21 protein-coding genes and 1 pseudogene are annotated in these 23,861 nt (G+C 44.9%); 12 read left to right on the top strand and 10 right to left on the bottom strand.

The features are described 5' to 3' along the window. On the bottom strand, nt 1-1,522 hold a 1,522-nt coding region (locus tag RIB93_RS02830), incomplete at its 3' end, for a CAP domain-containing protein (protein ID WP_446370092.1). A 246-nt stretch (nt 1,523-1,768) separates the two neighbouring features. Here RIB93_RS02830 and RIB93_RS02825 point away from each other — a divergent pair. After that, a complete protein-coding gene (locus RIB93_RS02825; protein ID WP_446370090.1) occupies nt 1,769-2,377 on the top strand; it encodes a thylakoid membrane photosystem I accumulation factor in 609 nt (202 codons plus the stop codon). Between the two features lie 169 nt (nt 2,378-2,546). Beyond that, the gene (locus tag RIB93_RS02820; RefSeq protein WP_446370101.1) at nt 2,547-3,155 is read left to right on the top strand and encodes a hypothetical protein; all 609 of its coding nucleotides are present in this window, start codon (nt 2,547-2,549) and stop codon (nt 3,153-3,155) included. A gap of 143 nt (nt 3,156-3,298) precedes the next feature. On the opposite strand, the gene RIB93_RS02815 is transcribed toward RIB93_RS02820, so the two are convergent. From RIB93_RS02815 to RIB93_RS02795, 5 genes are all read right to left on the bottom strand, one after another. Continuing rightward, nucleotides 3,299-4,639: a hybrid sensor histidine kinase/response regulator gene (locus RIB93_RS02815; RefSeq protein WP_446370088.1), complete on the bottom strand. Its 1,341-nt coding sequence runs from the start codon at nt 4,637-4,639 to the stop codon at nt 3,299-3,301. Between the two features lie 75 nt (nt 4,640-4,714). Continuing rightward, entirely contained in the window at nt 4,715-8,188 is a 3,474-nt protein-coding gene (locus RIB93_RS02810) for a response regulator (RefSeq protein WP_446370086.1), read from the bottom strand. Beyond that, entirely contained in the window at nt 8,185-8,670 is a 486-nt protein-coding gene (locus tag RIB93_RS02805) for a response regulator (protein ID WP_446370084.1), read from the bottom strand. Before RIB93_RS02805 ends, RIB93_RS02810 begins: the two co-directional genes overlap by 4 nt. 313 nt (nt 8,671-8,983) lie before the next feature. After that, nucleotides 8,984-9,211: a hypothetical protein gene (locus RIB93_RS02800; protein ID WP_446370082.1), complete on the bottom strand. Its 228-nt coding sequence runs from the start codon at nt 9,209-9,211 to the stop codon at nt 8,984-8,986. A 70-nt stretch (nt 9,212-9,281) separates the two neighbouring features. Next, the gene (locus tag RIB93_RS02795) at nt 9,282-11,555 is read right to left on the bottom strand and encodes an ATP-binding protein (protein ID WP_446370080.1); all 2,274 of its coding nucleotides are present in this window, start codon (nt 11,553-11,555) and stop codon (nt 9,282-9,284) included. A 183-nt stretch (nt 11,556-11,738) separates the two neighbouring features. Here RIB93_RS02795 and RIB93_RS02790 point away from each other — a divergent pair. The 3 genes and pseudogenes from RIB93_RS02790 to RIB93_RS02780 form a co-directional block, all read left to right on the top strand. Next, a pseudogene (locus tag RIB93_RS02790) lies at nt 11,739-11,867 on the top strand (type II toxin-antitoxin system RelE/ParE family toxin); the annotation flags it as partial. Further along, complete coding sequence (locus RIB93_RS02785; protein WP_446370078.1) at nt 11,864-12,172, top strand: helix-turn-helix domain-containing protein; 309 nt, start codon at nt 11,864-11,866, stop codon at nt 12,170-12,172. The pseudogene RIB93_RS02790 and the gene RIB93_RS02785, both read left to right, overlap by 4 nt. Before the next feature lie 202 nt (nt 12,173-12,374). Then, on the top strand, nt 12,375-13,490 hold the full coding sequence (locus tag RIB93_RS02780; RefSeq protein ID WP_446370076.1) for a glycerate kinase: 1,116 nt from the start codon (nt 12,375-12,377) through the stop codon (nt 13,488-13,490). A 277-nt stretch (nt 13,491-13,767) separates the two neighbouring features. On the opposite strand, the gene RIB93_RS02775 is transcribed toward RIB93_RS02780, so the two are convergent. Further along, nucleotides 13,768-14,373 (bottom strand): cytochrome b/b6 domain-containing protein, encoded by a 606-nt coding sequence (locus RIB93_RS02775; RefSeq protein WP_446370074.1) that lies wholly within the window; start codon nt 14,371-14,373, stop codon nt 13,768-13,770. A gap of 250 nt (nt 14,374-14,623) precedes the next feature. After that, nucleotides 14,624-15,364, bottom strand: coding sequence for an LmeA family phospholipid-binding protein (locus RIB93_RS02770; RefSeq protein ID WP_446370072.1), 741 nt, complete (start codon nt 15,362-15,364; stop codon nt 14,624-14,626). Between the two features lie 204 nt (nt 15,365-15,568). Here RIB93_RS02770 and RIB93_RS02765 point away from each other — a divergent pair, with 204 nt between their 5' ends. Together RIB93_RS02765 and RIB93_RS02760 are read left to right on the top strand one after the other, a co-directional pair. Then, complete coding sequence (locus RIB93_RS02765) at nt 15,569-16,903, top strand: glutamine synthetase family protein (RefSeq protein WP_446370070.1); 1,335 nt, start codon at nt 15,569-15,571, stop codon at nt 16,901-16,903. Between the two features lie 165 nt (nt 16,904-17,068). Next, complete coding sequence (locus tag RIB93_RS02760) at nt 17,069-17,266, top strand: hypothetical protein (protein ID WP_446370068.1); 198 nt, start codon at nt 17,069-17,071, stop codon at nt 17,264-17,266. A 122-nt stretch (nt 17,267-17,388) separates the two neighbouring features. Here the strand turns inward: RIB93_RS02760 and RIB93_RS02755 are convergent, their stop codons facing one another. Then, a complete protein-coding gene (locus RIB93_RS02755; protein WP_446370066.1) occupies nt 17,389-17,505 on the bottom strand; it encodes a photosystem II protein Y in 117 nt (38 codons plus the stop codon). Nucleotides 17,506-17,717: 212 nt separating this feature from the next. Further along, entirely contained in the window at nt 17,718-18,260 is a 543-nt protein-coding gene (locus RIB93_RS02750) for a gamma carbonic anhydrase family protein (RefSeq protein ID WP_446370064.1), read from the bottom strand. Between the two features lie 121 nt (nt 18,261-18,381). Between RIB93_RS02750 and RIB93_RS02745 the strand changes: the two genes are divergently transcribed. From RIB93_RS02745 to RIB93_RS02725, 5 genes are all read left to right on the top strand, one after another. Further along, nucleotides 18,382-18,891, top strand: a complete 510-nt coding sequence (locus RIB93_RS02745) for a TIGR02652 family protein (RefSeq protein ID WP_446370062.1) — start codon at nt 18,382-18,384, stop codon at nt 18,889-18,891. Nucleotides 18,892-19,161: 270 nt separating this feature from the next. After that, nucleotides 19,162-19,602 carry a VOC family protein gene (locus RIB93_RS02740; protein ID WP_446370060.1) on the top strand — a complete coding sequence of 147 codons (441 nt, stop codon included), beginning with the start codon at nt 19,162-19,164 and terminating at the stop codon, nt 19,600-19,602. Between the two features lie 421 nt (nt 19,603-20,023). After that, nucleotides 20,024-21,358, top strand: coding sequence for an ATP-binding protein (locus RIB93_RS02735; RefSeq protein ID WP_446370099.1), 1,335 nt, complete (start codon nt 20,024-20,026; stop codon nt 21,356-21,358). Continuing rightward, the gene (locus RIB93_RS02730; RefSeq protein WP_446370058.1) at nt 21,339-23,063 is read left to right on the top strand and encodes a tetratricopeptide repeat protein; all 1,725 of its coding nucleotides are present in this window, start codon (nt 21,339-21,341) and stop codon (nt 23,061-23,063) included. Before RIB93_RS02735 ends, RIB93_RS02730 begins: the two co-directional genes overlap by 20 nt. Before the next feature lie 80 nt (nt 23,064-23,143). Continuing rightward, nucleotides 23,144-23,311 carry a hypothetical protein gene (locus RIB93_RS02725; RefSeq protein ID WP_446370056.1) on the top strand — a complete coding sequence of 56 codons (168 nt, stop codon included), beginning with the start codon at nt 23,144-23,146 and terminating at the stop codon, nt 23,309-23,311. Nucleotides 23,312-23,861: the final 550 nt, after the last annotated feature.

Below are 23,861 nucleotides of genomic sequence, written 5' to 3'. Positions count from 1 at the left end.
CGCTACCCTGTCCCCCAGAGAAATCGTCTCCCGTGAGAGTGTCATCCCCTAAACCGCCCCAAAGTAGGTCATCGCCGTCATCACCCCAAATTCGGTCATGATCATCCCCGCCATAGAGGAAATCATTTCCACCCTTACCCCCAATCTGATCATTCCCTTTACCACCATAAATGATGTCATCACCGCCAACCATACCACCGGAGGAACGGTGGTTAAAGTCACCGCGCAGGATATCATTACCCTCTTTGCCGTAAATCATATCATTGCCTAAACAGCCGGCGATGATATCTTTATCTGCACTACCTTGTAGATGGTCATCTGATGCACTACATTTAAGCGGGGACTGATTATCTGTAGTCGTTGGCTCAGATTCGGCTTCAGATGTCAATTCTGATGTCGGAGTTTGAGTATTAGGGGTTGAGTCTGTTTCTGCCTTTGAGTCACTCGGAGTTTGAGTATTAGGGGTTGAGTCTGTTTCTGCCTTTGAGTCACTCGGAGTTTGAGTATCAGTGGTTAAGTCTGTTTCTGTTGTTGAGTCACTCGGAGTTTGAGTATCAGGAGTTGAGTCTGTTTCTGTCGTTGAGTCACTCGGAGTTTGAGTATCAGGAGTTGAGTTCGATTCGGACGTTGGTTCAGGTGTTGGAATTAATTCATCTGTATCCAGGTCAAGTTTGGCATTTTCTAACCCAATCGTCACCTGACGAGTTTCAGTATCTGTCTGTCCATCATCATCCCAGTCGCCAGCAAAGGTCACTTGGTAGGTTCCAGTGGGCAACTGCATTTGATAGCCACCTGCGTTCCAAGTCGTCGTTGTGAAACGTTCGTTAGTTGTGGTGTTAACGGCTGTGACATTAATTCCGCCCAGTCCTTCACCGATGCTATAAAATTGATTATCTGTAATCTGGTCGTCAAAAACAACTCCCATTAACCAGGAATTGCCAAAATTGAAGCGACTGCCAAAGTTCTGGGTGATGACCAGTGATCCAACGTTGGTAGCTGGATCATTTTCGGGAATAATCGAAAGACCCACTTCCCGAAAATTCAAGTTCATAATATTATTGCGGTGACCGTGGGATGCTTGTATCCCGGTTGAAGTGAAGCCCCAATCAATAGCAAAGCCCGCATGTCCGTGAAAAACGGAGTCAGCATACGTATAGACATTCTCACCCACAGTAGACCAGTGATAGCCAGTCTTGCCAATCCGCTGACTCAAATTCAATTCCCCAGGTAACTGATGGGACTGGGTATCTTCTTGGATCATCAACTGATTATGGTTTTGCGCCGCCTCTTGGAGTTGATCTGACCAAGCTAAGGGTTGAACGGGTTTGAGATTAGCCCACTGAGTTTGCAATACATCCAGATCAACATTAAAGTAGTCCAACGCGAAGTTAACATCAGCATCGGCTGAATTAATTAATAAATCAAGTTCGCCGACTGGGTTGAGCCTCATCCGGTTGATCAACTCCAGCATTTCCTGTTCTTGGACGGTAGGTTGAGAGGGATTGGATTGTTGAGGTTGCATCGGTAGTACCCTGAAGTGTGGTTGTTAACTCCAGTCTCAACAACCGATGATTGCGATCGCGTTTTCGCAGTTGTTTGCGTTATGTTTGCGTAACTTTACCTGTTTCCTGTTTCCTGGTTTTTATTGACTTTATTGCGCTGGTATGATAAAAAGACGATTCAGTTTGGGCGATCGCTTGAACTCCTCAGCCAATCAGGGATAATCAGAAACAGGGAATTTCATCTAAACTAACTTTGTAACTGTAATATGACCTTTGACTCATTGCCTGTTCTTAGTCAACATCCAACCAATCGCTATTCTTACAAACGTCTCATTGCCCGATGTCTGGTCACTCTGATTGCGGTCCTCGGCTGTTTGCTGCTATCAACACCATCAGCCCTAGCTGAACTCAATGATGACCACTTTGACGGCAATATCTTTGCCCTCTATGCGGGGAATGGTTCCCTAGTCCCGCCGCGTGTCACTCTGGCAGATTCGCTGAAAGCCCATAAACCAGCCTTGCTGGTGTTCTATATCGATGACAGCAAAGATTGTAAGCAGTTTTCCACGGTCGTGTCCCAGCTACAAGCGCCTTATGGACGGGCGGCGAGTTTTATCCCCGTTAGCGCGGATACTCTGTACGACAAACCGAGTGATGACCCAATGAAACCGGGCTATTATTATGAAGGATTAGTCCCCCAAACCGTTCTCATTGACCAAGAGGGTGAGGTTCGGTTGAATGAAACGGGACAAGTCAGCTACGAAAAAGTTGATGATGTCTTTCGAGAGGTTTTTGACTTACTTCCCCGTTCTGAATCACTAGATTTAAAACGGCGATCGGTTAACGAGATTAATACGGAATTAAGCCAAGATTGACAATACCAGGGAGTTTGGGGAAAAGTATCCAAAATATGCAAGTATAAAGTAAGTAAAGTTGTGGCAGAGTGCATATCTCAATTTTCCCCTGCCCCTCCGCACCCTGGCACTCCTGCCCCTCCACATTCCTGCTGCCCCAATCTACAACGATCGCACAATCGCACATCTGATGTCACGGGTCTACAGCACCAAGGAACTGATCCAAATTCTGGCAGAGGAACGTCGCGCCTGTATGAATGGTCAGCGTCTGAATCTAGCCGCTTCCGCATCGGGAAATCCGGTGATTGACCGATTTCTTCAATCTGAAGGGATTCAAAAATTTAGTGCCTATCGAGATTTTAAAGCGGCGGTTCACCATTACCAGCGACAACATCAGGTTTCGGGTATTGTTTGGCGACAGTTAACCCTCAACGGAATCACATTGCGCTATCCGACGGTGCATGATCAGTTAGTGGCGTTAAGCAGCGACGTAGAGATTATAAAAGCGGCTAAACCTTCAATCTTGGAGTTTTGGCAACAGGTGACTCAGGGTATGGACTTGTACCTGAGTATCCGTCTCGGCAAAGACTATCGCCAAATTCAGCCGGAAGATGTGGACGCGATCGCATCAAGAACAAAATGGGTTAACCTTTTACACTATGGGAATTCCCAGATTCTGGAAATCATCCTGCAGCTTGGCTGGGGAAAGCCAGAAGAAGCCTCTTACCGCCGGGGGTGGCCCGCCTCAGGTAGCGAATATGTTCATGCTGTTCCCCTCGGTCAGCGTCCTATTTGTTAATTTTATAGATGTGGTATCTTACTCAAATATCAAATATCAATCAGCCATTTCTTCTCGTCACAGATAAGGTCAAAGATAGAGGTTTGTCTCTGGAGATATTCATGTCGCTCAAAGCCTCATTTTCAAGGGTTTCAGACGGCTTGTCACCCCTTCAGTGATTTTATCGAAGCTGTTGTCGGAATCTCGATAATCATCTGTGTCCCTTTTCCTGAAGTCGAAACACAATGAATGTTGCCTTTGTGATTGTTTACAATAATTTGATAGCTAATGGCTAGTCCTAAACCCGTCCCTGTACCGACGGGTTTAGTTGTAAAAAAAGGATCAAATATTTGCGGCTGTATCGCTTCATCGATTCCACAACCATTGTCCTCAATCTGAATTATCAAAACATTGGATGTATCTTTATCTGTGATAATTTTTGTCCGAACTATAATCGTCGGCGGTTCTGGAAACGGTTCTGCCTGAGTTTGGGCTTTTTCTTCTAAGGCTTCAATGGCGTTATTGAATAGGTTGATCAATACTTGATTGAGCTGACTGGGGTAGCAATAAATCTGGGGCAATTGACTATAGTGTTTAATAACTTGAATTCCTGAACGCTTTTTTCTGGTTTGCAATCGATGTTGCAACAGTGTTAATACTTGGTCAATATCCTGGTTAATATCAGTGGCTTTTAAGTCTGCTTCATCGAGTCGAGAAAAGTGTCGTAATGACAGCATCAGTTGGCTAATGCGTTCAGTCCCATTTTGGAGCGAATTGAACAAAATTGCCCAATCTTCGGCAATAAAATCTAATTCAATTTCGTCCAGTTGCTGTAAAATTTCCGGGCTAGGATTGGGATAGGTATCCTGGTACAGTTGAATTAGAGACAGTAAATCTTGGAAGTAAGAATTCGCATAATGGAGATTGCCGCTAATAAAGCTAATCGGATTATTGATTTCATGATTCATTGCGGCAACCGTTTGAGACAGACTTGCCAGTTTTTGGGCTTGAATCAGTTGGGTTTGTGTCTGTTTTAATTCCTGGAGGGTTGCCTCAAGCTGTGCCGCTTTTTCTTGTTCCTTTTGGGCTAAGTTTTGCAGTTGCCGCTCTTGCCGTTGCAAGCGCAATTGATTCTTAATGCGAGCTAAGATTTCTTGTTCCTGAAAGGGTTTTGTGATATAGTCAGCCGCCCCTTGTTTAAAGGCTTGGACTAAATAGTCTTTGTCTTGATTGCCTGTGATAAAAATAATTGGAATGGATTGGTAGACTGAATTGGCTTTGACTGTCGCACAAACCTCTAATCCATTCATGTCTGGCATCATTAAGTCCAGTAAAATTAGGTCAGGTGGAGCCGTTTTTAAGCGCTTGATCGCTTGTTTTCCACTGGTGGCAAAGTTGATTTCATAACCGGCTTTTTCCAGTATTTCTGAAAGGAGTTGCAGGTTTTTCTTGATGTCATCAACAACTAAAATTGTGAATACTTCTGGATTGATTGATAGACTCAACGATTACATCTCCTCATCTAAATAGTCAGATTATTCCTTGTGTAGAGACGCGCCATGGCGCGTCTCTACACAACGTCAAGACGTTTCAATCGTTTCTTTAATCTGGTAAAATTGCTGAATTGTGTCAGGTAATATGTCCCAATCAAAAGCTTTAAATTGATGCTCTAATCGGGTGACATATTCTTGTAAAACATCACAGTGATGCTCAGATGCCCATTGGTTTAAGCGTTGGATAAAGAGACGGATTTCCCGCCGCTTCATCGTGATTTGCAGTTGTGGCAAGACGGTTTCTGCCTCAGTGTGCAGTTTTTCCAATAACTCCGGTAATTCCTGAATTTCCTGGACTTGGGTTGTGGGATTGACCTCGATAGTTTCATCCTGATTGAGATCCTGATTGAGGGGTGACAAAATGGGTTTTAATGTGTCAATAAGCTGAACATAGGTAAACGGTTTATGCAAAAACCCTTGGCACAACGAGGAGAGAAAGGGTTGCTCTTCTGGCAATATGGATGCCGTAACAATCACAATTGGAATGGTTTGAGTCAACTCTTGCTGTTTAAGCAAATGAATCACCTCTTTTCCATTCAGATTCGGCATACATAAGTCGAGTAAAATGACGTCGGGATGGTACTGTTGTGCCAGTTCAATGGCAGCTTGTCCATCCTGAGTTAATAACAGGCTATGGTGTGTGTCTTGAAAATATCCAGCGATTAAATCGAGGTTGGATTGCACATCATCTACCGCTAATACGGTAGCGGCGGAAAAGTGATTCAGCGTTTGATTGAATTCCTCTGGCTTAACGCGGTTAGTCTGGATCTGGGCGATAGCCACATCGGGAAAGTTTAAGGTAAAGGTTGAACCTTGACCGAGTTGACTTTTTAGCTCAATGGTGCCGTTGAGCAATTGAGTTAATCGCTTGGTGATACTTAACCCCAATCCGGTGCCACCATATTTACGATTAATACCGCTTTCACTTTGAACAAATGCCTCAAAAATCTGCTGTTGTTTTTCAACGGCAATGCCAATTCCTGTATCTTCGACGGCGATGGTGAGCAGGGATTGAACTGAGGGGGCGCTCATCCGCTCTTGCCAACCCACGGATATTTTAATAGAACCCTCTTTTGTAAATTTGATCGCATTGCCGACAAGATTAACTAAAATTTGGCGGAGGCGAATGTCATCGAAGAAAATCCCGGTGGGTACAGTGTCGGCAATTTCAGCCAGGAGAGATAAATGTTTCTGTTTGGCTTTTTGACTAAAGATTTGGCAAATTTCCTCAATTAATAAGCGTAGATTGAGGGGTTCATAGTTGATTTCCAATCGATCGGCTTCGATTTTGGAGAGATCTAGAATATCATTAATTAAGGCTAGGAGTGTTTGTCCACTGCTGTTGATCGCTTCGAGATAAGACTGTAATTCAGGTTCAGTGATCCGTTTTTGCAACAATTGACCAAACCCCAAAATTGAGTTCATCGGCGTGCGAATTTCATGACTCATATTCGCCAGGAATTCGCTTTTGGCTTGGTTCGCCGCCTGCGCTGCTTGGGTGGCTTTCTCTAGGGCGAGGTTTTGGTGCGACAGTTGCTGGCGTTGCTGTTGTTCTCTCTCTAAGAGTTGGGCTTGAGCCAGGGCGATACCGACTTGAGCAGCGACGGATTCTAACAGGACAATTTCATCAGGAGTCCACTGGCGATCGCGATCGCATTGCTGTAAACTAATCACGCCATTGATTTGTCCCTGGTAGGAGGTTCGCACGGTGAGGATGGACTTGATCTGGAATTTATCACACAGGTGTAGTATGGGTTGTAACAGGGGTTCGGTTTGCACCTGATCGCTGACAACCGCCATGTCATTCGCCAGAACCTGCTGGGCGTAAGGATTCCCCTGAATGGGGATAAGCTCTGGGAGTAGTGAGGGATAATTTCCGGCTAGATATTCTGCCACTACCGGGATTTGGGGGATGGGTTGAGTCTTGTAGCTGTGAATAATGCAGCGATTCACGCCAAACACTTGCCCAATTCTGAAAGCGGCGGTTTCAAAAATCTGCGGTGCATCCAGGGTTTTGCGGATCTGTTGGGTAATTTGCTGGAGTAACTGGCTCGTTTCGAGTTGGTGGGCGAGGGCATTTTCTGCCGATTTACGCTGCTGAATTTCCTGTTGGATCTGCTCTACCAAGAGGGCTTGTTGAATACCTGTGGCAATTTGAACGGATAAATCGGTCATCAATTCTACGGTTTGATTCTGCCAGTAACGCGGTGTGGCACATTGATGGGCACTGAGTAAACCCCAGAGTTGCACTGAGGAAGACTTGGCTGGTTTTGAGTTTCCTGTCTCTGGATAACTGCTTGTCTGATCCGAGGTGAGTAAAATTGGCACAACTAGATTTGCCCGAATTTGTAGCTGTTCGTGGAATTGCAGGTTACAATCTGTCAGGTTTGCTTCGTAGATATCATCAATCGTCCGTGCTTTACTTTGGAGAAATTGGGTGTAGCTGGCTTCGTAAAAGCAGGGTTCATCTATGGTGAATCCTAATAGGGAGTGCCAATCGGCTTCAGCTGCAGCGGCGACGACTTCACCTGTCATATCTGGGTTCAGCTTAAAGACGACGACGCGATCGCACTTGAGAAGTTGGCGTACTTCCTCAACGGTGGTATCCAAGATAGTTTTTAGGCTCAGCGATTGACGAATCCGCAGGGCAATTGTGCCGAGTAAATTTTCTCGATCTTGGCTTTGTTGAAGTTGATTGTACAGTTGAGTTTGCACAATCACCGCGTTAACTGTGTGGCGCAACTTATTGGGCGTCAGTTGTCTCTTGGATAAATAGTCTTTTGCACCACTTTTCATCGCCTCCACAACCAGGGTTTCATTGCCCTCACCGGTGAGCAGGATCACCGGGACTTGATTCATTGGGTTGAATTTGTGTAGGGTATCGAGAATTTCTAACCCATTGCAATCGGGTAAATAATAATCCAGTAAAATTGCATCGGGTGAGTTCCGGCTATACCACTCCAAAAACTCGTCTCCTGTCTCAAACTGATGGCAATTGTAATTGTAGTCGAGATCAGCGTTTAAGTAACGTTGATAGGTTTGCTGATCTTCAAGGCAATCGTCAACAATCGCAATTGTGCGTTTTGGCGGGAGTTGATTCGACTGATGTGCTGTCCTTATTGTTTCGTGAACATTAGCGATAAAGTCTTCCTGAGTGATTTGGCTTTTCACCAAATAGTTGTGAATTTTCGACTTGATGGCTTCCAGGGCGATGGCTTCGTTTCCTTGTCCTGTGAGGAATAGTACTTCTGGATTCCCCATGCCTTCTAATTGTCGGAGAATTCGGATAAATTCTAAACCATCGATATCGGGTAAGGAGTAGTCCAGGATAATTATATCTGGTTGCACCTGGCGACACTGCTCAAATGCTTCTTCCCCTGTTTCTGCTTCAACAATGGTATAGGTATAGGCGGTATCTCGATTCAGGGAACGACGGTAAAAGTACCGATCTTCGGCACAATCATCTAGAAGTAAAATGGTAATGCTTGGAGAATCGATCACGGAGTTAGAATCTGAGTTTGATGAGGTAAAACAACACGTCCCAACCAATAGGCGATGATGTCCCGAACCGACTGGCTAAAGGATTGAGTTTGGATGGGTTTGAGGACATAGCTATTGGCACCGTGCTGATAACAAAATTCCACATCTTTGGGACTAGAGGAGGTAGTAAACACGACCAGAGGAATAAGTTTAAGGGAGGGATTTTGTTTAACTTGAGCAATCACCTCTCGTCCATCGGTACCGGGTAGGTTGAGATCCAGTAAAATCAAACCTGGACGGGGGTAACTCGCCACATCTGTATAGTCTCCCTGATGCAAGAGAAAGTCTAAGGCTTCGTCCCCATCCTCGACTCGATGAATGTCCGGGAGGTTGGATGAGCGGTGTAGCGCTCGCATTAAGGTTTCAAAATCCACATCACTGTCTTCAACAACGAGTAAGGATTGAGGGACTTTTGTTAACAATGAATGGGTATACTTGGTCATTTCAAGTCTGGAGAAGGAATCAGGAATCGGGATGGGAGGATCAGTTTCAATCCCCTGTTGGGCATCCGATCCCCCTTCTCCCCACGCTCCGGAGTTGGGGTTAGGGGATGAGGGGGAAATTTTGAGCAGTAGATAGATATAGCTTAAAACCTTGCCAGCATTGGCTTTCTACCTTAAGTTGACACGGATGACGTATTGCATAGCTGCAAATCCCAGAATGTGGGGATGAAAAATAGATTACAACCCTTTGTATAGTTTTGTATTGTAAAGCGTTCTGATTAATTGAGCAAGCCCTGAGTAAGCTGTTCGGCATTTAAACCTTAATATCAATAATGGCGAATCCTTGCCGTAGTGCGAGCATCTTGCTCGCTACATCACGAATAATGCTCGCTACATCACGAATAATGCTCGCTACATCACGAATAATGCTCGCTACATCACGAATAATGCTCGCTACATCACGAATAATGCTCGCTACATCACGAATAATGCTCGCTACATCACGAATAATGCTCGCTACTAATACCCAATTTAAATGCATGACAGCTTAAGACAAATGACCAATGACCAATGACCAATGACGAATGACCAATGACCAATGACCAATACCTCTATCCGTCAAACTTATCCTCTGGTGCTAAGGTGAAATAAAATGTCGTTCCTTCGCCATAAGTTGATTCAACCCAAATTTTACCCCCATGACGTTCAACAATCTTTTTGACAATCGTTAAACCCGCTCCAGTTCCGCCTCCATATTTGGTTTGACCATGGAGACGCTTAAAAATCCGAAAAATCGTATCAAGGTGTTTTTCGCGAATCCCAATTCCGTTATCTTTGACATAAAAAATCAGGGAACCTGGGCTTGAGTCCCGCGACTCTTCCTCCAACCAGCCAAGTTCGATCCACTTGGGATAATTATTATTATATTTTACGGCATTATTGATTAAATTACTAAACACCTGCTTCACCAAAATCGGGTCACAGTTGACAACAGGTAGTGGACGAGGAATCCTAATTTCTATGTCCGAGCCAACTTGATTAATCATTAAAACATCCTGAATCTCTTCAATTAACTCGCCTAAATTAGTAGGTTTCATGACCAGTTCAGCTCGTCCGAGACGGGAGTAGCTCAAGAGAACACTAATTAACTCTTCCATCCGCTGGGTTAACTGAACCAAGGTTTCCAGCTTATTCACCCCGGCTGTATCGAGGATTTCAGCATAATCTTCTAATAGGAAGTTGGAGTAATTGTGAATCCCTCTGAGCGGTTCCTTCAAATCATGGGAAGCAATATAGGCAAAAGCGTCTAACTCATTATTGCTGCGCTGGAGTTCGAGATTGAGTTGAGCGAGTTCATCCACCTTACGCAGGACAATATTAATAATTGTATTTTTGAGTTCTAGGGCTTCTTCAATTTCACATTCTTTCCAGGGTAATGACCTAGATTTAACCGTTTCCTGCCATAAATCAAAGGATTGACGGGGGGATAAAGTTAAACTGCCATCCGCTTCAACTTTCGCATCTTTCTGGGGATTTCCCGCCCAAGGAACTGTTTGCACAACTTCCGGGCGAAACCAGAGAATATAATTATCACGAATTTTACTAATTTCTAGTGCCAGTAACCCACTGGCAACCTCGGCAAAATCAGTAGCCGGAGTATACTCTTGACTTAAAGCATCGGTATGAAAAATATTCTGATCATAGATTGTCTGCTTCAGCCATTGAATCAAAAGAGAACTCTCCGCTTTTGACGGGGTTTTGCCAATTTGAGTTAGCTCTCCTTCTGCTGATAATATAACCCCTTCGGCTCCGACTAATTGGAGTAAAGTGTCGCTATTTTTGACTAACCCCTCTACCCAGTCATCGGATTGAGAGAGACTCGCCATAAGTTTGGGTTGCAGCACCTTAATTTGGCGCTTATAATCAAGGTCTTGGTTCTTTTCTTTAGCCGCTAGCTCTAAGGACATAACTTGCCCAAAAAATTCACAGGCGGTACGAATTTCATAGGGAACATAGTTGGGCTGATCATGATGGCAAGCGATTAACCCCCAGAGGCGTTTATTTTGGAGTAAAGAAATTGACATAGACGCCTGAACTCCCATATTGTGTAAATACTCAACATGAATCGGAGAAACACTTCTTAAGACGGAATAACTCAAATCAAAGGGTTTCTGGGTTTCTGGATTCAGGGGTAATTCAACCGGGGGATAGTGACTATCTGGAATTAAACGCAGCAAATTCAGTTGATAGAGTCGTCGTGCTGGTTGAGGAATATCCGTCGCAGGATAATGTAACCCTAAAAATGGTTCTAAATCTTCTCTCTTGGTTTCGGCAATCACATGACCCGAATTATCGGGATCAAAGCGATAAATCATCACCCGATCAAATCCCGTTAGGGCTTGAATTTCGTTGACCATGATTTGACAGAGTGCTTCGAGATTAAAGGCTTGTTGTAGCTTAGTTAATGTGCCTTTGGTCAGTTGATAAAACTGAAAGAAGTTTGCCTGTTGAGCACCAATGATGGGTTCTAATTCGAGGATGATCACTCCATCCGGTGAACGATGCACAATCCCATTAAACTGCTGCGGCTGGTTATCCTGAGTGAGTGTAATGGGCAGGGGATTCACCTGCTCAAAGTCTCCGGTTAAACAATCGGTGATTGAGTTAGTCTGCTCCAGTCCTAAGATATTACTCAACGGTTGTTCGACTAGATGTTCAGGGGAAACTCCTAGCAATTGTTCTGTATTTTGGCTAACTTGTAAAATATCTAGGTGCGGTTCTTTTAAGACCAACAACACCCCATGGGGTTGAATTGAGCTAGGGATGTGAATTTGTTCTTTATCGCAGTTGTTTAAGGTAACATTTTTTGCGGTCACTGTATTCATTTTTAGATTTTATTGAATTATTTAAGATTATTAGAGACAGATTTTAACACAGGCAAGGTACACCTGAAAAGCAGGACGAAGGAGGGAGGGCTACTTTATTGTGCTTAAGCAAAACCCCTCTCCCACGCCAGCCCTCTCCCCCAGCCCCTCTCCCAAGCTTGGGAGAGGGGAGCAAGAGGGGGGAGGACAGCTGTACTACTTTTAGGGGGCAATAAAAGGGGAAATGATCGGTGGTATGAGGAGAATATCCCTAAAGCCGATTTACTCTACGATGAACTTTTGCAGGAATTATCGGATGATGGTTTGATATGAAACGAAAGCCAATCGGTGAGTTAAGAAAACAAATGACACCTGAACAACTAGCCGAGAGTCAAACTCGCGCTCAACTGGCGTCGTTGTATCTGACTCTAGCCAAGTTACGTCAATCTCTCGGTGTTACCCAACAAGATATGACGGATGAACTTGGTGTTGTTCAGTCTGCTTTGTCTAAACTTGAAAATCAAGAGGACATTCAAATTTCTACTCTATACCGCTATATTAAGGCTTTGGGTGGAACGCTCCAACTGGTTGCCCATTTCCCGGATAGAGATGTGATTATTTCTCAGTTCGAGTCTTAGTGAGAACAGCTTAGGGAATAGGGAATGGGTGTCATAGTGAAGAAAAATTAATTTTTCTTCAGAAAGTCCTAACCTTAGTGCGTAGTGCTATATGTGGTACAACATCTGTAGGGGCTCACTTTCACTACTATCTTTTCGGTTGCACTCATAAGTAACTCAACCCGCCCCGACTCAGGTTTCTACACTTCCCGTGAAAAGTAAGATGACTCATCCTATTTCCCCATCTTCCTCCCTCGGTGAGATTCTCAACCAGTGGATAGCTGGAAAACCACCCAATTCACAAGCTTGGCAACAATTAGTTGCAGCGGAACTAACACCACCAGAACGGGCGAAAGCCTTTTGGATTACGCCAGATAACGTAGCTGAAAAATTACAAGCGCGATCGCGTCTTTTTGAATCTATTTATTCTGATATTATAACTCTACCATTCTTTGCCGATAAAATTCAAGATAATCCAAGAAATTTAGAGTCATTTCAAACAACTCTTCTCCTATCGCTGTGGCGATTATGGTTACCCTTGGCGACCCATTTGGCGAACTATAGGGAACAGTTAAACCGTCCCTTAATTCAGGGAATATTAGGCGGACAAGGAACCGGAAAAACCACATTGGCGATTGTATTAAAATTAATTTTAGCTCAGTTAGGCTATCGCACCCTAAGCCTTTCCCTTGATGACCTGTATAAAACCTATCAAGAACGACAGCGCATGCAAGAACATGATCCGCGTTTGATTTGGCGAGGTCCCCCAGGAACCCATGATGTAGACTTGGGAATACAGGTATTAGATGAGTTGCGATCGCCCAATTTTTCAGACTCTATTCTGGTTCCCCGCTTTGATAAATCAGCATGGCAAGGTGCAGGCGATCGCACAGATTTTGAATCGGTACAAAAGGCGGATATTGTATTATTTGAAGGCTGGTTTGTCGGCGTGCGTCCCGTGGCGGCGACTGTGTTTTCGGGGGCGACTCCAGCACCTATTGAAACAGAGAGCGATCGCACCTTTGCACGGGATATGAATGAACGACTGAAAGCGTATTTACTCTTATGGGAACGATTAGACCGTTTAATCGTACTTTATCCCATTGATTATCGCTTGAGTTTACAGTGGCGGCGTCAGGCGGAGGCGGAAATGATGGCGACGGGTAAATCGGGGATGAGTGATTCACAAATTAATGAGTTTGTCAAGTTTTTTTGGAAAGCATTGCATCCAGAATTATTTATTACGCCATTAATGCACAATCCCGATTGGGTAGATTTAGTTATTGAAATTAATTCCGATCATACACCAGCTCGCGTTTATCAACCTGGGGATGACTGATGAGTAAGACAAAAGGATGAAGGGGGAAGCAGGGGAAGCAGGGGAAGCAATGATACATTTTCCCTGATAGCGGTGCAAGGGTATGAAAGGGTTTTACCTTATGTCCTTGAAAATGAGCCAATGTTAATGTTTTTACAATACTTATACTCTGTTCCGGTTCCTCTGAGGGAAACAATAAGGGGGCAATCCAACCAAATAGAATCCCGCCAATGATGATAATTTCTATAACAATAAGTAGCGTATTTCGCTTCATATCATGCCTTCTGGGGATATGATATTATCTATCTTCACGCCGGACGAATGAACGCACTGTCTGAATCCACTTTTTAGGGGAATCCTCTGGACGATAGTTAAGCTTAAACATAGATATCCATAATGGCAATCCTCCTACCTTGGCACTGATTAGTAGGTGAATCGCTAAACATCCAACTAATATCACCCATCCAGTTAAGTGCAGATAATACCAGATATGATTTAATTCCCCATTGGGCAACCATTCTTCTTTGACCATACTACCAGTCACTAAGGAAAACGTAACCGCCAATAACATCACCGTATTCACAATCCGATGCAGACTATACCAACCAATAGGTTTACCCAGTTGTCTGAGTTTTTGAAACGAATCGGGTTGAACCAGGCGTTTAGAGCCTAAATGGAAACTGTATAAGGCAAATGCTGGCATTACGCCGAGGAGTAAAGTTTTGCCAAATGTCCCATGAATGCCAATAATACCCGGAATTTGCGGCAGAGAGAGTTGACCAAATCGTCCATCGTAGGTGTCATACACCCAGTAGGACGTGATGATGGCTAAAATGGCAATCAGTCCATTGATACCATGCAACAGTCTCAGAAGTAATGGTTGATAAGGGGTAGCACGAGACATAGTTCACGTTATCTCGATCAAAATATAGCCTTTTTGCCACGGCGATTAAAATCGCTGCTACACAAACAAAGTCCGCCTACGCGGACTGAATTAGTCACGCCAGTAGGGTGGGCATTGCCCACCAACATACCAGTCAGTATCATTCACATTAAGGTTTAAATGCCGAACAGCTTAACAGTTAGTTGTTCAGATTTTCTCCACATCCCAACACCCAGTCGCTTTTTTAGCGTTCTTACCCATCCCTTCAGCCTTATACGGATGGAAATTGCGTCACATGCGCCACGGCTTGCAAGGTGAGTTGACCTTCTTGCACCTCCAGATGATGCATACGTAGCGATATCCCTGGCATTTCAAAGTGACTCAAGTGTAATATTTTACCCGCCTTGGTTACTAAGGCTTGAGTGAGTTCGGGTGAGAGTTCTTTTCCTTGGGCGTATTCCACCTTCTCTAGGACAACACTGCGTCCGTCATCACTGACTCTCGGAGTCGTGGTGAACGAGACTCGTTGCGTTTGCTCACTTTGACTGAGCCGCACATCAGCATTAAGACCCACTCGACCTTCGGCTAACAGGCGACAATTTACCTGTTTGACGTTGAGCGTTTGCGGCTTACCGTCCACCTGAACCTGGAGTGAACGCAGCTGAGTCCCTAGCACATCGGAGTTGAAGGCACGGTTGAGGTCAGCTTGAGCAATCACAATCCGTGCTGTTCCTTCCGTCGGTTGGGTGAGTACAATATTACCCGTCAAGGCTTTGAAAGGAGCAACCGCAATGGTTTCTAACCGGATAGCCATCTCTTGCAGACGGATATCGTGTTCCATGATTAACCCTTCACCGTAAATGGCTAGGGATTCTAACTGACCCTTGGCTAACAGAGAGGGGTCTGTTTTCACTCGCACATCAAGTTTTCTGGCATCATCGAGTTGGCTGGACAGTGCCAGTGTTGCAATTCTGTTTAATGTTTCTTCTCCAAGGCGGTCTAGGGTTAGCACGCGATCGCTCCTTTATATCAGCCGTGTATCTTCTCATTATATTAAGAAAAGTTAATTCATGGATCTATTCTGGGTTAGAAACACAGGCAGAAATAACTAACCCGTTAACAAGATAGCAGAAAAAGCAGCTACCATAAGCCAAAAAGCCTTCAGCCCTCTGCCGTCGGACTTGGAGCCGTCTTGTACTACCTCACCAGAAAATGCATGGAAAAAGAACAACTACAAAATCTTGACCAGCAAGGGATTCAATTTGTCCGTATTCTCTGGTGCGACAATGCCAACATTATCCGGGGCAAGGCAGTCCACCGCAAAGTCTTATCAGAGTACCTTACTCATGGTGTGGGTATTTCTGCGGCGCAACAAGCCATTCCGGTCATGTATGATGCACCTGTGGCTGGGAGTGGGTTTGGACCCGTGGGTGAAATCCGTCTCGTGCCAGACTGGAGTACGTTGAACCCTTTACCCTATTGCCTAGGTCATGCCCGTGTCATGGGCGATATGATGCTTAATGGTGTGCCTTGGAGTCTTTGTCCCCGTCATTTTCTCAAACGCATGGTTGCGGAGGCGAACCAAGAGGGGTTAGAGGTGATTGCCGCCTTTGAGAATGAGTTCTATCTGTTGCAGCGCACTGCTGAGGGTATTGCACCTGCGGATGAAACTGTATTTGCCTCGACGATGGCAATGGATTTGCATCAAGGACTCATTGATCAGATGGCAGAAGCGTTAATCGAGCAGGGAATGATAGTTGAGCAATATTATCCCGAATCCGGTTCCGGTCAACAGGAAATCTCCATCCTCTATACCAACGCCCTCAGTGCGGCAGATCAACAGATTGCCTACCGGGAAACGATTAAAGCGATCGCACTCCAACATTATCGTATCGCTTCATTCTTACCCAAAATCTTTGCGAATCAAGCGGGTAGCGGTTGTCACCTGCACTTGAGTCTCTGGCGAGAGGGCAAAAATCTCATCCCCCATCCAGAGGGAAATGGCGAACTGTCCGATATTGCGCGTCATTTTATCGCCGGAATTCTGCACCATCTACCTGCTTTGATGGCACTGACAACACCCACCACTAATTCTTACCGCCGCCTTTTACCCCAGTGTTGGAGTGGGGCATTCCGGTGTTGGGGACTGGATAATCGGGAAACGGCTGTGCGCGTTCCTACGCATCCTGAACCCCCGAGTCCGTCTCATTTTGAATTCAAAACCGTGGATGCTACGGCGAATCCCTATTTAGCATTAGGGGCAACGATTGCAGCGGGACTTGATGGTATCCGCCAAGGCTTAGAATTGGGAATGCCTGTATCGGTAGATCCCGGTACGATGACAGATGCTGAACGCCAAGGGGCTAATATTGAACGATTGCCGAGTACCTTAGCCGAGTCGATAGAACAGCTTAGAAATGACTCGGTACTCCTCGACGCTTTGGGTGAGGATTTGGCTCATGTTTATTTGGCAGTCCGACAAGCTGAGTGGGAGGCGATGAGGGATTTCGATTTAGACGCCGAAGTCAAGCTTTTATTAGAGCGATATTGAATTACCTTCTGTAAGGTGGGCATTGCCCACCCTACTGTAACTTCACACAATTTTAATCAAAGCGATAAGCAAAACTACTTATACTAGAAATTAAGATGCCTCCCCTGCTCTCGGAGACAAGGAAGAAACACCAGAGCAATTCCAACGCTCAACCGGAGGTTGAACATGAGTATGAAAGAACTGGTTCACTCTCACCACCATTTAACGCTCAAAGAGATTGAATCGCTGCTCAAACCAGCATTTGATACCCTGATTTTAGTTACTGCTATAGCCTTTACTGTGTGGTTAGCTCTAGGGGTACAAATTGAACCCAGCTCAGGTAGTAGTAACAGTGTGAAAACCGTCACCCAATCTGTTGTTTGAGTTCCGCTATACCCGCTAGATCTGAATCGTTAATTGAGTATATAGAACACATGTACTGTCTTATAGTAGAGACGTAGCATGCTACGTCTCTACACCATGTATTTGTCTCTATCCAGTACCGCTCAGGATTTATTCAGAAACGCCTGAATTTGACCGATAGCCGCTGCTCCAATGTTGAATAAAGCCCAGCCTGCGGCTAAGAGGATAGGCAACAAGACAATGAGTAACCGCAAATCCATAGTTTCACCTACCTCGCTGTTATGCGTAAATTTTTGTGAAGGATTTTCATATCTATAATACAGTATTAACCAAATTATGCGCCCAAAAGTCAATAGGTAACCAGCTTTTTTTCAGCGTCTATAAGCTGGCTAGTCGCCGCCTTTCCATCGTGTCGCGCCCAATTCCCCTACACCCTACACCCTACACCCTACACCCCCTTAAATCAGGTGAGCTAAAACCCCAAATCTGTGCCTTTACCCCCATGAACCAATGCCAGCTTCTGGTAGCGCCGCGCATGTTCGATTAATTCAGCCGCCTCGGTTTCCGAAATATCGCGGACTTTTCGCGCCGGAATGCCAACCACCAGAGATAAAGGGGCAACATCTTTGGTTACCAATGCCCCAGCACCGACAATGCTGCCATGTCCTACCCGCACACCGTCTAAGATAATCGCACCAATCCCGATCAAACATCCCCGTTCAATATGAGCCGAATGGACGACAGCCCGATGTCCAATTGTCACATGGTCTTCCAGAATCGTAGGTTTACCTGGATCTCCATGTAAAATAGCACCATCCTGAATATTGGTGCATTCACCAATCTCAATCCGCTCGACATCACCCCGCACCACAGCACCATACCAGATACTGACTCCTGATGCGATCGCGACTTCACCGATAACCACCGCATTGGGCGCAACAAAGGCGGCTTGAGACTGATCAACAGCAGACCAATAGGAGGGAGTTGCAGGAAACTGGGAATAAGAATCAGTCACGATTGCCTATAAAACAGATGAGTGTGTTCGAGCGTATTCTATAATTGATGAAGCCACATATATATTATTTATACAGGTACTAGCGCAATCGCCGAATGAATGACGATACCTTAAACCCTAGATGATTAATCCTAGTTTACAGTACCCCATATTCGGTTCAGAGATTCAATGTCCTCACTGTCGGCAGTCTATTCCGGCATTGACATTGACCGATACCTATTTGTGTCCCCGGCATGGCGCTTTCGAGGCAGATCCCAAAACTGAAGAACTCATCCACTTACAATCAGGGCGTCATTGGCGTCAATGGCAGGGTGAATGGTATCGTCAGCATACCCATCCGGATGGGATTCGCTTTGAAATTCACGAAGCCCTTGATCGCCTGTACACTCAAGGCTATCGGGCAACACGGGTGATTATTGCCAGTCGCTATCGAGATTTAGTTAGTGCCTATCTGGAACGAAGTACCCCCTGGCGCGGACAATCGGAACCGGGGCGTCCGCGACTCTACGGCTTACCTGTGGCATTTAGCCCAGAACCAGAGGGCGATCCCTGTTGGGAAGTGATTAACTTCGATTTGGAAAAAGAGCCAGGAATTCCAGTACGCTATCCTTATTTTCGATTATTTGAGTGAATTGTCATTGGTCATTGGTCATTGGTCATTGGTCATTGGTCATTAGTCATTAGTCATTAGTCCTTTGTTTGCTTCCCCATCACTAAGTCGGGGCGGGTTTAGATATACAGTAGGGTGGGCATTGCCCACCAGCCTTAATGAGCATGGCATTCTTTCCAGCTTCCCTATCACTAAGTCGGGGCGGGTTTAGTTAAGTGAATGGTTTGAGTTAAAGTGTTATCAGTAAAACCCGCCCCTACAGAGATCAACAATTAAAATTATTCGTGAATCATGCATCATGCTTCAATTCGCACGGCTGATATTCATCGCGCGATCGCGTTCTACGAACAATTAGGGTTTACGGTTTGCGAACGCTTCACGGCGGGGATTACGCTAGCCTGTTGGATGGAGGGATTAGGCGGACGAATTGAACTGATTCAAATCCCGGAACCTAAAGCTGCACCGGATGCGTTTGGGGATGAACATTATGTCGGTTACTATCATCTTTCTTTTGATCTCACCGAAACAGTTGCCGATTTACCCAGTTGGCTAGAATCGCTACAACAGAGGCTAGCTGAGGCTTCGAGTCAAAATCCGGATCAGTGTCAGCCGCTGAAAATACTCCTAGAACCCACTCAACAAATTATCGGCGATCGCGTGTACGAGGTAGCATTTATTGCCGATACCGATGGATTACCCTTGGAATTTATCCGAGTCTTAGCAACCCGCTAATTTGTTCCAGACGTTTCATGCAATGTCTGGAACACCCATTGCTTAACCTTACTTTTCACGGGATTGGGAAAACCTCTCTCCAAACCTCTCTCCTACAAGGAGAGAGGCTTTGAATTCTCCCCCTTCCCTTGCAAGGGGGCTGGGGGGTTAGGTTTGATCTCGATTTTTCTAGATGGCGTGAAAAGTCAGATTGCTTAACGGGTGGATTAGAATTGTAGGGGCGCACCGACGTGCGCCCTAAGATATGTGTTATAGCCCTACGGGGATACGTTAGGACATTCCCCTGTTGCCTATTGCCTGTTACCTGTTGCCTTTTCACCCAATTGTATTGTCCTAACCTTAATGCGTAGTGCTATAAACCCTTACATAAACATAGCTTGATGCTCGATAGAAAGCGAGTATGACGAATGACATAAGACAAATGACGAATATTGAAGCATTATTAGATAATATCTATAATTCCTTTACGCCAATGCCGCTTCCTGCTGGTGATCCTCAATATGTGGAATGTCGGGAGGTACGGGGTGATGTGGAGATTGAACAAGATTTAGGCAAAAGTATTCGGCGTTCCAAAGACTTAACCTGTCAGTTGTATTCTGGGTATCGTGGCGCAGGGAAGACGACGGAATTGTATCGACTCCAGACATATCTGGAGAAGAAAAACTGCTTTGTTGTCTATTTTGCGGCAGATCAAGAGGATATCAGTGTCCAAGATGTTCAATACACGGATATCTTACTCGCCTGTACCCGCCATTTACTCGCCCAGCTTCAACAAGCCGATTCTACACCCATCGCCAACTGGTTACGCGATCGCTATGAGGATCTAAAAGACTTTTTTCTGCAAGACGTGAAGCTGGATAAGCTGACGATTGAAGCCCAATTAAATCAGTTTGCCAAGCTAACGGCGGCGATTCGCACCGAACCCAGTCAACGTCAGCAAATTCGTGAGAAAGTCGAACCCCATACGGAAACCTTACTTAAGGCACTCAATCAGTTTATTGCTGATGCTACCAAGACATTACCCGATGGCAAAACTCAATTAGTGATTATTGCCGATAACTTAGATCGAATTGTCCCGATTTTCCGGGAGAGTGGGCGCAGCAATCATGAGGAAATTTTTCTGGATCGTCATGAACAGCTTAAAGCTTTAGCTTGTCATATTGTTTATACGGTTCCCATTTCCATGATTTATTCCCGGTGGGCGACGGATTTAAAGGATAATTATGGCATTCCCCAAGTTCTGCCTTCGGTGATGGTACAGTGGCAAGATGGCAGTGTATACGAACCGGGTATTACTAAACTGAAGGAAACAATTAAACGCCGCATTGAACCGCATACCGATTTAGACTTAGAAACTGAAATTTTTGCCGAGCCCGACGTACTGGTACAACTCTGTCGCATGAGTGGCGGTTATATGCGAGACTTAATTCAACTGATGCAAGAAGCCACGAATCGAACCGATCAATTACCCATCTCAGCGCGGGCGGTACAACGGGCAATTGCCGAACTCCGAGATGTTTATCAACGGGCGGTGGAAGAGGATCAATGGCAGATTCTCGCCCAAGTTTATAAGAGTAAAGAAATTGGTAATGATAACCTGCACCGGAGTTTATTATTCAACCGTTGCTTATTGGAATATCGCTATATTAATCAACAAGGAGAAAAGCACACCTGGTATGATGTTCACCCGATTATAGTGGATGTGTCTAAGTTTAAAGATGCCCTAAAGCAAGTGGATGATGCCAATCGCCCCTGATTCATTACCGCCAGAAAGTTTTGATCAAGTCTACCGTCGGCTGTTCCGGGCGCTGCGGCGGAAGAAGGGATTTGGTTTATTTTTTGTGGTGCAATCTAATTATCGTCAGGTGAATCAAATTATTGAGCAACTGCGGCGAGATTTACCCCAGAAAAAAATATCTGTGTTGCCGATTAAGCGGGAAACCCAAAAAGTTTATGACCAAATTGCTGAACTTAGAGAACAAGAAGGCTTTGATATTTTAGTGATTCGGGGGATAGAACAGGCGTTGTATGAGTATGAAGATACTAAACGCCTCAGTGGTTGGAGTTCTACGGAAATCTATACCTATAGTTGGAAAGGTGTACCCCCAATTTTAAGTCATTTAAACCAACAGCGAGAACGGTTTGGCACAGATTTTCCCTGTAGTTTTGTCTTTGTTGTCCCTTCCTTTGTCCTAAACTATTTTATTCAGCGGGCACCGGATTTCTTTGATTGGCGATCGGGGTTATTTCATTTTCCGTTAACTGAGGAAGAACGGCAAGTTAGACTAAAAGAATTATCAACAGGAGATTTGCAGGAGTATTTAAAACTGACTCCAAAAGAACGGGTGATTAAAACTTTAGATTTAAATGATTTAATAGACGACAGCAGTAATAGTCCAGAAACAAAAGCTAATTTACATTTTGAGCATGGCTTACTGTTTTTAAGCGGCAATAACTATGAGAAAGCCATAGCTAGTTTTGACCAAGCCATTGCCCTCAATCCTGATTGCTATCAAACCTGGCAAAATCGCGGCATCGCATTAGGAAATCTCGATAGATATGAGGAATCTCTAGCAAATTTTAATCAAACCATTGCCCTAAATTACAATGACTATAACGCCTGGTTCAATCGCGGCAACGCATTAAGAAATCTGGAGAGATATGAGGAAGCGATAGCCAGTTATGACCAAGCTATTGCCCTCAATCCTGATGACTCTAGCGCCTGGTTTAATCGCGGCATCGCATTAAGAATGCTGAAGCGATATAAGGAAGAAATAGCCAGTTATGACCAAGCCATTGCCCTTAAGCCTGATGACTATAAAGCCTGGTTCATTCGCGGCGTCGCATTAAGAAATCTGGAGAGATATGAGGAAGCCATAGCCAGTTATGACCAAGCTATTGCCCTTAATCCTGATAACTTTAGTGCCTGGTATATGCGCGGCGCCGCATTAAGAAATCTGAAGAGATATGAGGAAGCGATAGCCAGTTATGACCGACTCATTGCCCTCAATCCTGATGACTATCTAGCCTGGTTTAATCGCGGCATCGCATTAAGAATGCTGAAGCGATATAAGGAAGAAATAGTTAGTTATGACCAATGCGTTGCCCTCAAACCTGATGACTATCAAGCCTGGTTTAATCGCGGCGTAGCCTTAGTAAAGCTAGAGCGATACGAGGAAGCCATAGCTAGTTATGACCAAGCAATTGCCCTCAATCCTGATAGCTATGAATCTTGGTCTATTCGCGGCATCGTATTAATAATGTTAGGGCGATACGAGGAAGCAATTACCAGTTATGACCAAGCCATAACTCTCAATTCTCATGACAAAAAGCCACGTCTTGTCTTAATCGTTCGCTTCCTATTAATGACAGTTGTCTTTTACCTCTGTTTAATCGGGCATTGGTCTATTTCATCAATAACAAAATTCAAGAAGCCAAACGACTCATCTAGAAAAGCTTAACCTGCTGTAATGGCGATAATACTCAAGAAAAACTCTACATCGCGATTGGCACAATAGCACTAGGTCAAAAACAAGACGGATTGCAAAACCTGCAAGACATTCTCAGCACTCTAACTCACCCTTCAGAAATCGGTGTCATTCGTGGCGGCGTTCTCGAATCGGCGGAACTATTAGCCCGCTATCCTGCTCAATTTCCAGGAATTGACCAAGCCTTAGCGATGCTAAAACAAACTTTGCACCATGAATAGGTTGGGTTGACAAAGGAAACCCAACTGATTAGAACAAGCAACAGAATATTACCGATAATATTGGCTACAGTTTGAGGTGGGTTATTGGTGGGTTACGGCGGATATTTCATTAAAAGATTACTGAAAAAAGGGGATAACCGCCTAACCCACCCTACCGACAGGGTACAGGTATTTTGATGGATTATAACCGTAGGGGCGCACGCCGGGGTCCCTTTCCCCTCCACCAATATACGTTCGATTTAACCGTATGGTATCCTGCGTAAATCTGTGAAATCTGTAAAATCTGTAAAATCTGTAGGGGCGAGTCGCTGCATCAATGGGCGGAGGAAGAATTAACTTATCTCGACTCGCCCCAGCATCAATGTGCGGTATTAGATATTACCAATACCCACCGGAGGGCGACCCGACATAATTAGGGGCTGCTGAATAAGTCTTGTGGTGAGGGGGAGCTGGGGAAGCTGGGGAAGCTGGGGGAGCTGGGGGAGCAAGGGTACATTTTACCTGAGCAAGGTGATGCCATACTTATGAAGGATGCTACCCCATTTCCTTG

The organism is Coleofasciculus sp. D1-CHI-01, assembly GCF_040218875.1.
GTDB lineage: Bacteria > Cyanobacteriota > Cyanobacteriia > Cyanobacteriales > Coleofasciculaceae > Coleofasciculus.
This window is presented reverse-complemented; position numbering and strand designations above follow the sequence as displayed.

Coding starts and splice junctions, on each gene's coding strand:
- RIB93_RS02740 (WP_446370060.1), top strand. CDS start 19,162: ATGCATCATGCTTCAATTCGCACGGCTGATATTCATCGCGCGATCGCG.
- RIB93_RS02795 (WP_446370080.1), bottom strand. CDS start 11,555: ATGAATACAGTGACCGCAAAAAATGTTACCTTAAACAACTGCGATAAA.
- RIB93_RS02760 (WP_446370068.1), top strand. CDS start 17,069: ATGAGTATGAAAGAACTGGTTCACTCTCACCACCATTTAACGCTCAAA.
- RIB93_RS02800 (WP_446370082.1), bottom strand. CDS start 9,211: ATGCATTTAAATTGGGTATTAGTAGCGAGCATTATTCGTGATGTAGCG.
- RIB93_RS02825 (WP_446370090.1), top strand. CDS start 1,769: ATGACCTTTGACTCATTGCCTGTTCTTAGTCAACATCCAACCAATCGC.
- RIB93_RS02755 (WP_446370066.1), bottom strand. CDS start 17,505: ATGGATTTGCGGTTACTCATTGTCTTGTTGCCTATCCTCTTAGCCGCA.
- RIB93_RS02805 (WP_446370084.1), bottom strand. CDS start 8,670: ATGACCAAGTATACCCATTCATTGTTAACAAAAGTCCCTCAATCCTTA.
- RIB93_RS02785 (WP_446370078.1), top strand. CDS start 11,864: ATGAAACGAAAGCCAATCGGTGAGTTAAGAAAACAAATGACACCTGAA.
- RIB93_RS02820 (WP_446370101.1), top strand. CDS start 2,547: ATGTCACGGGTCTACAGCACCAAGGAACTGATCCAAATTCTGGCAGAG.
- RIB93_RS02780 (WP_446370076.1), top strand. CDS start 12,375: ATGACTCATCCTATTTCCCCATCTTCCTCCCTCGGTGAGATTCTCAAC.
- RIB93_RS02745 (WP_446370062.1), top strand. CDS start 18,382: ATGATTAATCCTAGTTTACAGTACCCCATATTCGGTTCAGAGATTCAA.
- RIB93_RS02735 (WP_446370099.1), top strand. CDS start 20,024: ATGACGAATATTGAAGCATTATTAGATAATATCTATAATTCCTTTACG.
- RIB93_RS02775 (WP_446370074.1), bottom strand. CDS start 14,373: ATGTCTCGTGCTACCCCTTATCAACCATTACTTCTGAGACTGTTGCAT.
- RIB93_RS02765 (WP_446370070.1), top strand. CDS start 15,569: ATGGAAAAAGAACAACTACAAAATCTTGACCAGCAAGGGATTCAATTT.
- RIB93_RS02730 (WP_446370058.1), top strand. CDS start 21,339: ATGATGCCAATCGCCCCTGATTCATTACCGCCAGAAAGTTTTGATCAA.